The following is a 12,585-nucleotide window of genomic DNA, read 5'->3' on the forward strand; positions in this document are numbered from 1 at the left end:
CACGATGACTATGGAATATTACACAAGGCGGCTGAAGGAATCTTTGGCTGCGGCGAAGGCTGCGACAGAGCCCACTTCCCGGATCGCCCATGAAGGTATGGCAAAGGCCTATCGCGGATTGTTGGACGCCGTGGTGGTTCCTCTGGGGCAAACCTGGCGCAAGATCCGCCCTGAAACGCGCGACGATCAACTGCGCAAGGCGCTTGACGATTGGGAAAATGAAGGTGGCGGGAATCGCAAATAGTTCAGCCGTTCGGGTCTAATGACTTTCTGTCTCCGCAAGTGTTAGCTTCCTGATCTGAGAAGGATTGTGAGAAGCTTCTGAAGTCCGACGCTAATGGTCGTTCGGCTGGCCCTCTCCCTAATGGCAGCTATTGCGGACTGGCTTCCAGGAGCGGTCAGGCAGCAAACGGCCCACTACCGGTCGTTCAAGCGCCCGTGCCTCCGGCTGCCGTCAGGCCCGTACATGGCCCGCCAGCGCATAGAGGTTAGCTCCGCTCGAACAGCCGCTTCAGGCTGGGATAGAGGATGAAGGTCGATCGCCCGATCTTCACCGTCTCGATCGTCCCATCGCCGATGAGCTCGTAGATCGTAGAGCGACAGATGCCGGTGATCCTGACGGCGGTGGAAATCCGTACGCTGATCGGCTCCAGCGTTGCTTCATCGGGCTCCAGAGCATGCCGGCTCATTTCGACCTCCCCTTGCTGAACGCGCGATCGCTTTCGAGGAACGCCGCGAGTATCGCCGGGATGAGATCCGCGATCGGCTCCTCCCGGCCATAGGCCTGGGCGTAAAGCGCCGCATATGCGACGAGCGCCTGATGGAGGTCCGGCATCACCGAGATGCCGAGCTTGACCGGCATGCGATCGGGAAGTTGCGCAAGTTTGAGTTCGGGCATCTTATTGCTCCTGGCCGGGCCATGGCGCGAGGACGATGTCCTTGTGCACCACGACGCGGAGTGGCCAGCCGGGCCGCACCTTGATGGTCGGCTGGACGTTGAGGTTCTTGGTGACGATCTGGTCGCCGGCGCGCGACGTGCCCTGCTGTGCGGATTCGCGGATCGCGCGGACGAGATCGCTTTCGCGGTCGCCCAGGCTCAGCTCGGTCCCGACGCCGAGCAGCGTCGACAGCGCCACGCCCTTGAGCAGCTGCCAGGTGTGGGCATCGACCTTGTCTGCAAGGCCGGCATAGCCGGCCATGTCGGTCGCGGGCACATTGTCGATCCGGATCGAGCTGCCGTTCGGCAGGACGATCCGCTGCCAGACGACCAGAGCCCGGCTTTGCCCATAGGCCACGACGCTGTCGTAGCTTCCGATCAGCCGGGCACCCTGCGGAACCAGCAGGATATGGCCGGTAGCGCTGTCATAGGCGTTCTCGGTCACCTGCGCGGTGACGAGCCCGGGCAGGTCCGAGTTGAGACCGGTGACGAGGCTGGCGGCGATGATGCTGCCCGCACTCAGCGTATAGGGTGATGGCGATGCCATAAGCGCATGCGGATTGATGTCGCCGGTCTGATCCTTTCCGGCGAGGAAGTCGGCCTTGCGCTGCTGGCTGCCCGGATCTCGCGCCGGATCGACCGCGATCGTCCCCGATGGCGCCTCCCGCGCCGGAACCGCGCCCGGTGCAGCGGAAGCTGGAGCAGCACCGGTTGCGTGCTCGGCAGCGCCGAGCTGCATCATGATGCCGGATTCGCGGGCCGCCTTGCGCTCGGCGAGAAGCCGCTGTCGCTCGGCTTCGGCCGCCTGCGCGGCCTGGTCCGAGGAGCCCGGGGTCGGCAATCCGCCAAGCGCCTCCTGCCGGCGCAGGATCGGACGCCCGAGATCGCCGGGGAGCGGCGGCCCGAGCCTGGGCACATCGCCATAGCCTTTCGGCGCGCCGGCGAGGGCGTCGTCGGGCGCATGGTTGGCGATGTCCTTCTGGTCCTCGGCACCGGCGACGATCCGGAAGGTCGCGGGCTTGAGCGCAACCCAGGTGACCCCGACGATCGCCGTCGATCCCAGCGCCGCGATCGCGATGATCGCGCCGCGACGGAAGCGGATGATCCGGTTCGGGCGGCCGCGCAGCACCAGCGTCTCGGGATCGAGCTTGGGCGAGGTCGCCGCGGCAGGAACGGTCTCGCTCATGATGCCCTCCGCTGCCGCCGGCTTCGGTCGGCGCCGAGCCGGACGATGCGGACCACGGCCTGTTTCTTCGTGCCCAGCCGAAGCTCGGCGGCGTCGAACAGCCGGTCGACCACATAGAAGCGGCCAGCCATGCGGTAGTTGACGAGCTGCGCATCGCCCCTGTTGCCGATGACGAACAGCGGCGGCGCCTCGCCGACGCCGACGCTCGCCGGGAATTCGACGAACGTCTGCCGCCCGTCGTCGAATGCGCGCAGCGGCCGCCAAGCCGGCCTGTCGCCGGTCACCGCATAGCCGAAGTCGAGCCGCTCGACAGCGAGGCCCGAAGCGACCGGCCTTGCCGCTTCCGCCGACGCCTGCTGGCGGCGGATCGCGATCATCTCGTCCTGCGGATAGGTCCAGGACAAGGCAGCCATGGCGGTGGCCGGCGTGCTGTCGAGCTGGAGATGATAGGCGCGCCGGTCGGTCGTGATGACGAGGTTGGTCGAGAGCCCGGCGGCGAACGGCTTGACGAGGATATGGACGCGCCTGCTCTCGCCGGAACCGCTGGTCGTGTCGCCGACGGTCCAGCGCGCCGTGTCGCCCGCCGCCACCGAGACGATCGCCTCTCCGGGCTGCAGGGCGATGTCGCTGACCCGCTCGGGCGCGGCGAACAGGCGGTAGAGGACGCCCTCGCCATAAGGGTAGACCTGCACGGCGTTGACGAAGGCCGGTGCCGCGGGCTCCTGGGTAGCCTTCGCATTCGCAGTGCGAACCCGAAGCTCGGCTGGCGACGGCTTGTGGCGACGGGGCGCCACGGGAGGAGGCACTACCGACGGGGGAGCGATGGTAGTCGCGACCGGCGGCGAGCTGGGACTCGCCGTGGCGGCCTGAGGCGGCTGGGGCGGCGAGGTTTGCGCGAAAGCGGGCACAGCGACGAGCGCGCTCGCCGCAAGCAGGATGCGGTTCATGGGCGGTTCTCCGGTTGGGCTTGGGAGGGCTGGCCGAGGCGGGGATCGAGTGGCGATCCGCTGGGCACGCCGGGATCCGGCACGGGCGTCGGCGCCGTGCCCGACGAATGGTCGGCAGGCGTCTCGAGCTCGCGGCTCCAGTCGATCGCATCGACATAGAGGCCGAGCGGGTTCCTGCGCAGCGTCTCGGCGTCGCGCGGCGGCTTGAGCACGACGGTGACGATCGCGGTCCAGCGCGACGTGCCTGAAAGGCTCCCGCGGTCATAGGCGCGCTCGGCCCATTTCACCTGGAAGCTCGTCGCAGACGCGCGGACGACGCTGGTCACCTGGACCGATACGGTCTTGTCGCCGACATCGGCGAACGGGTTCGCCGAGCGGGCATATTCGCCGAGGAAGATGGCGCCGCGCTTCGACGCGAAGTCATAGGCCTGGAGCCAGTTCTCGCGCATCAGCACCGCGTCGAGCGACCGTCCACGGATGTCGGTGACGAAGCGCGCAAGGAACCAGGCGAGTTGGGGGTCGGTCGGCCGGTATTCGGCGGTGGCGGGAGACACTGCCTGTGCCTGGCCGAGGCTGTCGACCGCGACGACATAGGGGACGACGCGGCTCTGCATCGACTGCCAGACCAGCGCGCCGGACAGGCCGGTCGTCAGCGCCAGCCCGCCGAACGCCATCAGCCGCCAGTTGCTCGCCTGGGCCCGGGCGGAGCCGATCCGCTCGTCCCAGAGCTGGCCCGCGCGGCGGTACGGTGTCTCGGGTTCGTCCGTGCGCCCGTAGCGCTGGACGGCACGTTTGAAGCGCATCAGTCCTTCTCCTTGATGTCGGGGGTCGCGCCGCCGCCGCCGCGATCCGAACCCTGGAGGGCGTGGATCGCCGCTTGGCGATGGTGACGGCGGGATTGCGTGTTCTGGAGGTCGCGCGCCCAACCCGGCATGGCGTTAGACGCAGGAGCCGCCGCTTCCCCGGGGTTGGCCTGCGCGCCCGTCGTCCCGGCATTCCAGGCAGCGCGCTGGCCTTCGGCCGTCGCCGCGCGGAACCCGAGCCCGCCGCTCATGCGCTGGGCGACCGCACCGCGCGCGGCGCTCGCGACGCCGCCCATGCCGGCCGCGACCGATTTCGATCCGGAGGTCTCCTGGCCGAGCTTGTACGCGGTCGAGGCTGCCGACCCCATCGAGGTGCCGGCGCGGATCGCGCCGAGCCCGGCACCGGCCAGCCCCTTCGCCGCAGCCATGCCCGCGCCGCCGGCGACCGCGAACCCGCCTGCCGCGAGCGCCGTGGTCGCGACCGCAGAGCCGGCGCCGAGCTGCGGCGCGCCGGAGGCGAGCCCGGAGGCGATGCCCGGCCCGAAGATGCCGAGGCCGAACAATGCGAGGCTCGCGAGCACGAGGCTCATCGCCTGGCCGATATCGGGCTCCTTGCCCTGGAGCGCGGAGGCGAACTCGGTGAAGAAGCCCGACCCGATGCCGACGATCACCGCGAGCACCATCACCTTGATGCCCGACGAGATGACGTTGCCGAGCACGCGTTCGGCGAGGAAACTGGTCCGGTTCCACAGCGCGAACGGCACGAGGATGAACCCGGCGAGCGTCGTCAGCTTGAACTCGAGGATGCAGACGAACATCTGCACGGCGAGGATGAAGAAGGCGACGATCACGATCACCCAGGCGATCAGGAGCACCATGATCGTCATGAAGTTCTCGAAGAAGGTCGTGAAGCCGAGCAGGTCGCTGGCCTGGTCGAGCAGCGGCCAGGCCGCCTGGAACCCGGTGCCCGCGAGGCGGCCCGGGCGGAGCAGGTCGTCGGCGGAGAGCGTTCCCCCGCCGGCGGTCAACCCTGCCTGGGCGAAGGAGCGGAAGATGATGTCGGCGAGCGTGGAGAAGCGGTTCAGGATCAGCGCGAACACGCCGATATAGAGGATCTTCTTGAGGAAGCGGCCGATCATGTCGTCCTCGCCGCCCATCGCCCAGAACAGGCCGGCGAGCGTGATGTCGATGCCGATCAGCACGGATGTCAGGAAGCCGACATCGGGCCCGAGCAGGCCGAACCCGCTATCGATGTAGCGGATGAAGTCGGCCATGAACCGGTCGATCACGTTGAGGTCGTTCACGGGTTCTTCCTTGGATCTGGGTGCCGCGGGGCCCGGCCAGGGGGAGCGATTGGCCAGGGCCCCGCGGGCTGCGACCGCGGCGGCAGGGGGCTTGGTCCGCCGCGGCCGGTCTCGCTATTGCCGGGGCGTGTAGGCGGTGCCGGTGCCGAGGAACCTGCGCGTCGCGGCGCGCGACGCCTCGGACTCGGTCAGCTGGCGCTGCTTCTCGAGCGCGTCGGCACGGAACTGCGCGGCCATCATCTGCTGGAGGGCCATGCCCTGCTTGGCGGTGAGCGCGAGCAGCTGGTTGGTTGCCTGGCCGACGGCAAGCGCGCCTTCCGCGCCCTGGCTGCGCGCCGCGATCTCGGCCAGCGCCTCGGCATCCTCGCGCGCCTGCTGCACGATACCGCTCTGGACGGTCATCGTCCGGCGCAGGGCGTCGGTGCTCGCGTCGTAGCGCGCACGGGCCGCCTGCAGCCGCTGGTCGCGTGTCGAGGCGGGATCGAAGCTGCGCGGATAGAGCGACTTCAGCCTTGCCTCGAGCTGGTCCACCTCGAAGTCGACGCTCTGCGCCTGCTGCATCAGCCGGTCGATACCGTCGAGCTTGTCGAGCAGCGCCTGGAGCTGCGGAAAGGCGATGCCCTTCAGGTTCCTGTCCAGCCGGAGCAGCATCTGCGCCTCGTTCTGGAGCGACTGGATCTGGTTGTTGACCTGCTGGAGCGTGCGCGCCGCGGTCAGGACGGTCTGGCTGTAATTGGTGGGGTCGAACACCGTGATCTGCGCGTGTGCGCTGGTCACGAAGCCCATCGTCAGCGAGCCCAGGGCGCCGAGACCCAGCGCCGTCGCGATCAGGTTCTTGCGGGTGAGGATACGCATCAGGTCTACTCCTTCGCTTGGGGATCGGGGAATTGGGCGAGCAGCGCCGCGGCCCAGTCGAGCCCGGCCTCCTCGAGGAAGCGCGCGGCGAATCCGGCCGGACCGTGCGCGGCGAGCAGCGCGTCGATGCGCGCCTGCGTGGCGGGATCGGAGGCGCCGCACAGCGCGAGCGCGATGGGCCCGAGACCCAGCTCGAAGAGGCGGTTGCCGGCCGCGGACTGGAGGTAATAATGCCGCTTGGGCGTCGCGCGGCTGACGAGCTCGATCTGCCGGTCGTTGAGCCCGAACCGCTGATAGGCCGCACGTCCCTGCGGCTCGATCGCCGCGGCATTGGGAAGCAGGATGCGCTGCGGGCAACTCTCGATGATGGCGGGCGCGATGCCGCTGTCGGCGATGTCGGCGAGGCTCTGGCTCGCGAAGATCACCGCGACATTCTTCTTGCGCAGCGTCTTCAGCCACTCGCGGATGCGCGCGGCGAACAGCGGGTGGTCGAGGAACTTCCAGGCCTCGTCGAGGATCAGCAATGTCGGGCGTCCGGTGAACCGCGCCTCGAGCCGGTGGAAGAGATAGGTCAGGACCGGCGCGACCACGCTGCCGGCGCCCATCAGCGCCTCGGTCTCGAAGCACTGGACGTCCGCCATGTGCAGATCGTCCTCGGCCGCGTCGAGCAGCCGGCCGAACGGGCCCTCGAGTGTATAGGGCGCGAGCGCTGAGCGGAGCGCCGTCGACTGGAGCAGCAGCGACAGGCCGGTGAGCGTCCGCTCCTCGCACGGTGCACTCGCCAGGCTGGTCAGCGCCGACCAGACTGCTTCCTTCACCTCCGGCGTGACCACGACCTTCTCGTGGGCGAGCAGCGCGGCGATCCACTCCGCCGCCCAGGCGCGCTCGCCGGCATTGTCGGTCCCGGCCAGCGGCTGGAACGCAATCGTCTCGCCGGCGTCGCCGCCGAGCCCGAGGCCGTGATGCGCACCGCCCATCGCCAGCATGGCCGCGCGCGCCGAGCGGCCCATGTCGAAGAGGTAGAGTTGGCTCCCCGAATAGCGGCGGAACTGGAGCGCGATCAGCGCGAGCAGGACCGACTTGCCGGCACCCGTCGGCCCGACAATCATCATGTGTCCGACGTCGCCGACATGGGTCGACAACCGGAACGGGGTCGACCCGCTGGTCTCGGCATGGAGGAGCGGCGGCCCATCGAGATGCCGGTTGCGAGCTGACCCCGCCCAGACGCTCGACAACGGCATCAGGTGTGCGAGGTTGAGCGTATGGACGAGCGGCTGCCGGACATTGGCATAGGCCTGCCCGGGCAGGCTCGAAAGCCAGGCCTCGACCGCGTTCAGCCCCTCGCGGATGCAGGTGAAGCCGAGCCCGTTGACGATCCGCTCGACCGCGCGGACCTTGTCCTCGACGCGGGCGCGATCCTCGTCGGCGACGGTGATCGTCGTGGTGAGGTAGCCGAAGGCGACATGGTCGCCGCCCAGCGCCTGGAGCGCGAGATCGGCGTCGGCGGTCTTGTTGTCGGCGTCGCTGTCGAGCAGCTGGACCGGCTGGTTGTAGATCACCTCGCGCAGCATCGCAGTGACCGACTTGCGCTTGTTGAACCATTGGCGGCGCAGCCGCGTCAGCGCCTTGGTAGCGTCGGTCTTGTCGAGCGCGATGAACCGCGTGACCCAGCGATAGCCGAAATCCTGGTGGTTGAGCGCGTCGAGGATCCCGGGCCGGCTGAGGCCGGGGAAGCCGAGGATGGTCAGCGTGCGCAGGTGCAGGCTACCGAGCATCGGCTCGAGCCCGCCGGTCAGCGGCGTATCGGCGAGCAGCCCGTCGAGATACATCGGCGTCTCGGGCACGCGCACGCCGTGGCGTCGCGTCGAGATCGTGCCGTGAAGGAAGGAGAGCGTCTCCGCATCGTCGAGCGCGGCGATCTCGGGCATGAAGCCCGAGAAGAGATCGAGCGCGCGATCGGTCTCCGCGACGAACCCGGCCAGCGCTTGGCGCCAGTCGCGGCCCTGCGGCGCATCGGCACGCTCGACCAGCGCGCGACCGGCGCTGTCCGCCTGGTCGGGCGGCGGCAGGAAGGTCAAAGTGAGATGGTAGCGGCTCTCGAAATGGGCACCCGCCGCCTCGAACGACGCGCGCCGTTCCTCGTCGACCAGCCAGGACGCCGCGTCCGGGAAGCCGCTCGCCGGATAGCCCGGTGCCTCGCGACGCTCGGCCTCGATGTGCAGCGCCCAGCCCGAGCCGAAGCGCTTGAGCACATTGTTGGCGCGTGCACACGTCGAGACCAGCTCGGCCTCGGTCGCCGATTCAAGGTCGGGACCGCGGAAGCGCAGCGTGCGCTGGAAGCCGCCGTCCTTGTTGAGCACCACGCCGGGCGCGACCAGCGCCGCCCAGGGGAGATGATCGGCCAGCCGGTCGGCGCGGTTGCGATATTCGCGCAGGTTCAGCATGCGAGATATCCCCGCTGGAGCAGGTGGCGCGCGAGCACCGAAGCGAAGTCCGGGTCGCGCTTCGCCGCGAAGACCGCGATGGTGTGGCCCACGGCCCAGACCAGCACGCCCGCGATCCATTGCTGGAGCCCGAGGCCCAGCGCGGCGGCGACGGTGCCGTTGACGATCGCGATGGCGTGCGGCGCGCCGCCGAGCAGGATCGGCTCGGCGAGCGACCGGTGGAGCGGCGCCTCGAACCCGTCGAGATGCTGGCCGTCGCCGATCATGCCAGCAGCGCCCCGCCGCCGAACGAGAAGAAGGACAGGAAGAAGCTCGAGGCCGCGAACGCGATGCTCAGGCCGAAGATGATCTGGATGAGCCGGCGGAAGCCGCCGGCCGTCTCGCCGAACGCCAGCGTCAGGCCGGTCACGATGATGATGATCACCGCGACGATCTTGGCGACCGGGCCCTGGACCGACTCCAGCACCTGCTGGAGCGGCTCCTCCCACGGCATGCCGGTTCCGGAGGCCCAGGCCTGCCCGGCGGCCAGGACGGCGATGGCGGCGCCGGCCAGCAGGCGCGGCTTGGCGGGCAGGTCTATGGTCTTCATGGTCAGGCTCCTTGGCTGGTGGGAAGGTGGAACGGGGCGAGCGCGTAGGCGCCGGTGTCGGGATCGACGCCGACGACGCGCGCGATCGCGTCGACCGAGCGGTGGGCACCGCGTCCGGCGATGAAGACGACGAGGTCGATCGCCTCGGCGACGAGGCGGCGGGGTACGGTGACGACCGCTTCCTGGACGAGCTGTTCGACGCGGTAGAGCGCAGCCTCGGCCGAGTTGGCGTGGACGGTCGCGATCCCGCCGGGGTGCCCGGTGTTCCAGGCCTTGAGCATATCGAGCGCCTCGGGTCCGCGGACCTCGCCGACGATGATCCGGTCCGGGCGGAGGCGGAGCGTCGAGCGCACCAGGTCGGTCATCGACACGATTCCCGGGCGGGTGCGCAGCGCCACCGTGTCCGGCGCCGGGCTCTGCAGCTCTCGCGTATCCTCGATCAGGATGACGCGGGCATCCACCCAGCGCATCTCGGCTAGCAGCGCGTTGGCGAGGGTCGTCTTGCCCGAGCTCGTCCCGCCGGCGATGAGGATGTTGAACCGCTGGGTGACCGCCGCCCTGAGCGCGTCCGCCATCGCGGCGGACATGATCCCGTCCGCCGCATAGTCGTCCAGCGTGTAGAGACGCTGGGCGGGCTTGCGGATCGAGAAGCAGGGCCCCGTCGAAACGGGAGGCAGCACGCCTTCGAAGCGCTCGCCGGCCCGGCCGTCGAGATGCGCCGGCAGCTCGGCCGAGATGATGGGCTGCCCGGCATGGACCTCGGCGCGGGCATGGCTCGCGACCAGCCGGACGATCCGCTCGACCTGCGATGCCTCGAGGACGACGCCCGTGTCGATCCGGCCTTCGCCGAGCCGGTCGAGGCGCAGCGACCCGTCGGGATTGACCATGACCTCGATCACTTGGCTGTCGGCGAGCGCCGAGACGATGTCGGGACCCATCGCGGTGCGCAGCATCGCGCGCCGGCGGTCGGACGAGAGGATCTCGCTCATCGCTCCTCCTCCGCAGGAAGGAGCGTGCGCCTGCCGGTCGCGACGGCGCGGCCGACCTGGGTGACGAACGCCTCGAAGCGCTCGCGCGCGAGCGCACGGCCCGCTACGTCGTTCTCGGCGAGCGGCGCCTGGATCGCGAGCTCGAACCGGATGAACAGCGCGAGCGTCTCGAGCACGACATGGCCGTCGCGCTCGATGCGGCCGAGCGCATTGGACATCCGGTCGAGCCGCAGCGCGAAGCGGTCCTCCAGCTCGGACGCGCCGCGGCGGTTGAGCCAGGCGGTCACCGCATCGGCGAGGATCGCGGACTTGGTCGCGCCGGGCGCTGCGGCAAGCGCCTCGAGCCGATCGCTGACCGGCCTCGGCAGGAAGAGCTGGTGGCGGACGCGCTCGGCCATCTCAGAAATCCAGCTCGAGATTGCCGGGCCGCCTGTCGGCCATGTCCAGCGCATAGGCGCGCCGCGCGGTGCCGGTCGCGGCCTGGTCCATCGCGCGCTTGTCGGCGGCAGGGTCACTCTCGTCCTCGCCCAGCCCGAGCGGGTCGGCAGGCGCCAGATCGACAGGGGTAACGGTTACGATCTCCTGGGCGGGATGGCGCGCCTGCTCGAGTCCGCCGGCCTCCTCCTCGTCTTCGGGTGCAGCCTCGGCGAGCCGCGCATCGACCGGGCGGACCCGGTCCTGCCAGTCATGGGCGCGGTGGGGCGGTAGGTCGGCTGCCCTGCCGCGTCCGAGCGTCGGGGGCGGCAGCACGCGCGCCTTGAACTGCGCATCCTCGAAGTAGCGCAGCTTCCGGGCGCGGACCGGCGGATGCCCCGCGACCAGCACGACCTCGTCGGTCGGCGGCAGCTGCATGACCTCGCCGGGCGTCAGCAGTGCGCGCGCGGTCTCCTGGCGGCTGACCATGACGTGCGCGAGCCAGGGCGCGAGGCGGTGGCCGGCATAGTTGCGCATGGCGCGCTGCTCGGTCGCGGTGCCGAGCGCGTCGGAGATCCGCTTGGCCGTCCGCTCGTCGTTGGTCGCGAAGGCGACGCGGACATGGCAGTTGTCGAGGATGGCGTTGTGCTCGCCATACGCCTTCTCGATCTGGTTCAGGCTCTGCGCGATCAGGAAGGCGCGGACACCGTAGCCGGCAAGGAAGGCGAGGCTCGTTTCGAAGAAGTCGAGGCGCCCGAGCGCCGGGAACTCGTCGAGCATCATCAGCAGCCTGTGCCGCCCGGGCGTGCCGGCGGCATGGAGCTGCTCGGTCAGGCGCCGGCCGATCTGGTTGAGCACGAGGCGGATCAGCGGCTTGGTGCGGCTGATGTCCGAGGGCGGGACGACCAGGTAGAGCGATACCGGATGCCGTGCGGCGACCAGGTCCTCGACCCGCCAGTCGGACGCGGCGGTGACGGCGGCGACGGTCGGATCGCGGTAGAGGCCGAGGAACGACATCGCCGTCGACAGCACGCCCGAGCGCTCGTTGTCCGACTTGTTGAGCACCTCGCGCGCGGCCGAGGCGACGACGGGATGCACCAGCGGCATCTCTTCGGTGCCGAGGTGATTGGTCGTCATCATCGCGCGCAGCGTGGCGACGAAGGGGCGCTCGGGGTCGGACAGGAAGGTCGCGACACGCGCTAGCGTCTTCTCCTCCTCGGCGTAGAGGATGTGGAGGATCGCGCCGACCAGCAGCGAATGGCTGGTCTTCTCCCAATGGTTGCGGCGCTCGAGCGCACCCTCGGGATCGACCAGGATGTCGGCGATGTTCTGGACGTCGCGGACCTCGTCGGCGCCGCGACGGACCTCGAGCAACGGGTTGTACCGCGCCGAGCGCGCATCGGTCGGGTCGAACAGCAGGCAGTGCGAGAAGCGCGCGCGCCAGCCGGCGGTCAGCTGCCAGTTCTCGCCCTTGATGTCGTGGACGACCGTCGAGCCGGTCCAGCCGAGCAGGGTCGGTACGACCAGGCCGACGCCCTTGCCGGAGCGCGTCGGCGCGAACGCCATGACATGTTCCGGTCCGTCATGGCGCAGGTAGCGCGAAGCGGCGCGGCCGAGGAACACGCCCGCATCCGCCGCCAGTCCCGCGGCGGCGATGTCGCCGGGACCGGCCCAACGGGCCGAGCCATAGGTCGTGACGTTGCGCTGCTGGCGTGCCCGCCAGACCGAGCCGGCGATCGCCGCCCCACAGCCAAGAAGGCCGCCCCCGGCGGCGATCGCACCGGCCTCGTCGAAGACGACCGGGGCATAGGCGTCGAAATGGAACCACCAGGGGAAGAGCGACCAGGGGGCATAGACGGGCGTTTCGCCGAGCCGGAACCAGGGCGTGCCGAGCTCGGGCTGATAGGCGAGCGACGCCGCCGCCCACTGGGTCGCGAACCAGATGCCCGCGACGACGATCGCGGCGACGACCAGCATCTGGCCAAGGAGGAGCTTCGTCGGTGTCATGCGGGCCTCCGCCCGCACGACTCAAGGGCGCGGGCTCGGCCTCAAGGGTCGCCGGATTCCGGGTCCGGCATCAGGCCCTCGCTGGTGACTCGGCGTACCTCGCTGGTGCC

At 69.7% G+C, this 12,585-nt stretch carries 14 protein-coding genes; 1 reads left to right on the plus strand and 13 read right to left on the minus strand.

All coding sequences use genetic code 11. From position 1 onward, the window contains the following. Nucleotides 1-4: 4 nt before the first annotated feature. Nucleotides 5-244 (plus strand): hypothetical protein, encoded by a 240-nt coding sequence (locus tag J2W22_RS07680; protein ID WP_269574018.1) that lies wholly within the window; start codon nt 5-7, stop codon nt 242-244. Nucleotides 245-488: 244 nt separating this feature from the next. Here J2W22_RS07680 and J2W22_RS07685 read toward each other — a convergent pair whose 3' ends face one another. The 13 genes from J2W22_RS07685 to J2W22_RS07745 all read right to left on the minus strand — a co-directional run bounded on the left by J2W22_RS07685 (nt 489) and on the right by J2W22_RS07745 (nt 12,475). Next, the gene (locus J2W22_RS07685) at nt 489-689 is read right to left on the minus strand and encodes a helix-turn-helix domain-containing protein (protein ID WP_269574019.1); all 201 of its coding nucleotides are present in this window, start codon (nt 687-689) and stop codon (nt 489-491) included. After that, nucleotides 686-898, minus strand: a complete 213-nt coding sequence (locus J2W22_RS07690) for a DUF2274 domain-containing protein (protein WP_269574020.1) — start codon at nt 896-898, stop codon at nt 686-688. Before J2W22_RS07690 ends, J2W22_RS07685 begins: the two co-directional genes overlap by 4 nt. Nucleotide 899: 1 nt before the next feature. Next, nucleotides 900-2,123, minus strand: a complete 1,224-nt coding sequence (locus tag J2W22_RS07695; RefSeq protein WP_269574021.1) for a TrbI/VirB10 family protein — start codon at nt 2,121-2,123, stop codon at nt 900-902. Further along, complete coding sequence (gene trbG / locus J2W22_RS07700; protein WP_307117649.1) at nt 2,120-3,070, minus strand: P-type conjugative transfer protein TrbG; 951 nt, start codon at nt 3,068-3,070, stop codon at nt 2,120-2,122. Before trbG ends, J2W22_RS07695 begins: the two co-directional genes overlap by 4 nt. After that, nucleotides 3,067-3,873 carry a conjugal transfer protein TrbF gene (gene trbF, locus J2W22_RS07705; protein WP_269574023.1) on the minus strand — a complete coding sequence of 269 codons (807 nt, stop codon included), beginning with the start codon at nt 3,871-3,873 and terminating at the stop codon, nt 3,067-3,069. Before trbF ends, trbG begins: the two co-directional genes overlap by 4 nt. Further along, complete coding sequence (gene trbL, locus J2W22_RS07710) at nt 3,873-5,177, minus strand: P-type conjugative transfer protein TrbL (protein ID WP_307117650.1); 1,305 nt, start codon at nt 5,175-5,177, stop codon at nt 3,873-3,875. The genes trbF and trbL overlap by 1 nt, the downstream gene beginning before the upstream one ends. Nucleotides 5,178-5,291: 114 nt before the next feature. Next, on the minus strand, nt 5,292-6,032 hold the full coding sequence (gene trbJ / locus J2W22_RS07715) for a P-type conjugative transfer protein TrbJ (RefSeq protein ID WP_269574025.1): 741 nt from the start codon (nt 6,030-6,032) through the stop codon (nt 5,292-5,294). A gap of 5 nt (nt 6,033-6,037) precedes the next feature. Then, nucleotides 6,038-8,476 (minus strand): conjugal transfer protein TrbE, encoded by a 2,439-nt coding sequence (gene trbE, locus J2W22_RS07720; RefSeq protein WP_307117651.1) that lies wholly within the window; start codon nt 8,474-8,476, stop codon nt 6,038-6,040. Further along, the gene (locus J2W22_RS07725) at nt 8,470-8,742 is read right to left on the minus strand and encodes a VirB3 family type IV secretion system protein (RefSeq protein WP_307117652.1); all 273 of its coding nucleotides are present in this window, start codon (nt 8,740-8,742) and stop codon (nt 8,470-8,472) included. Before J2W22_RS07725 ends, trbE begins: the two co-directional genes overlap by 7 nt. After that, nucleotides 8,739-9,065, minus strand: coding sequence for a TrbC/VirB2 family protein (locus J2W22_RS07730; protein ID WP_269574028.1), 327 nt, complete (start codon nt 9,063-9,065; stop codon nt 8,739-8,741). Before J2W22_RS07730 ends, J2W22_RS07725 begins: the two co-directional genes overlap by 4 nt. A gap of 2 nt (nt 9,066-9,067) precedes the next feature. Beyond that, nucleotides 9,068-10,054 carry a P-type conjugative transfer ATPase TrbB gene (gene trbB / locus J2W22_RS07735; protein WP_307117653.1) on the minus strand — a complete coding sequence of 329 codons (987 nt, stop codon included), beginning with the start codon at nt 10,052-10,054 and terminating at the stop codon, nt 9,068-9,070. Beyond that, nucleotides 10,051-10,452: a CopG family transcriptional regulator gene (locus tag J2W22_RS07740; protein WP_307117654.1), complete on the minus strand. Its 402-nt coding sequence runs from the start codon at nt 10,450-10,452 to the stop codon at nt 10,051-10,053. The genes trbB and J2W22_RS07740 overlap by 4 nt, the downstream gene beginning before the upstream one ends. A 1-nt stretch (nt 10,453) precedes the next feature. Further along, nucleotides 10,454-12,475: a conjugal transfer protein TraG gene (locus J2W22_RS07745; RefSeq protein ID WP_307117655.1), complete on the minus strand. Its 2,022-nt coding sequence runs from the start codon at nt 12,473-12,475 to the stop codon at nt 10,454-10,456. Nucleotides 12,476-12,585 lie beyond the last annotated feature (110 nt).

The organism is Sphingomonas kyeonggiensis (assembly GCF_030812785.1).
GTDB classification, from domain to species: Bacteria; Pseudomonadota; Alphaproteobacteria; order Sphingomonadales; family Sphingomonadaceae; genus Sphingomonas; species Sphingomonas kyeonggiensis_B.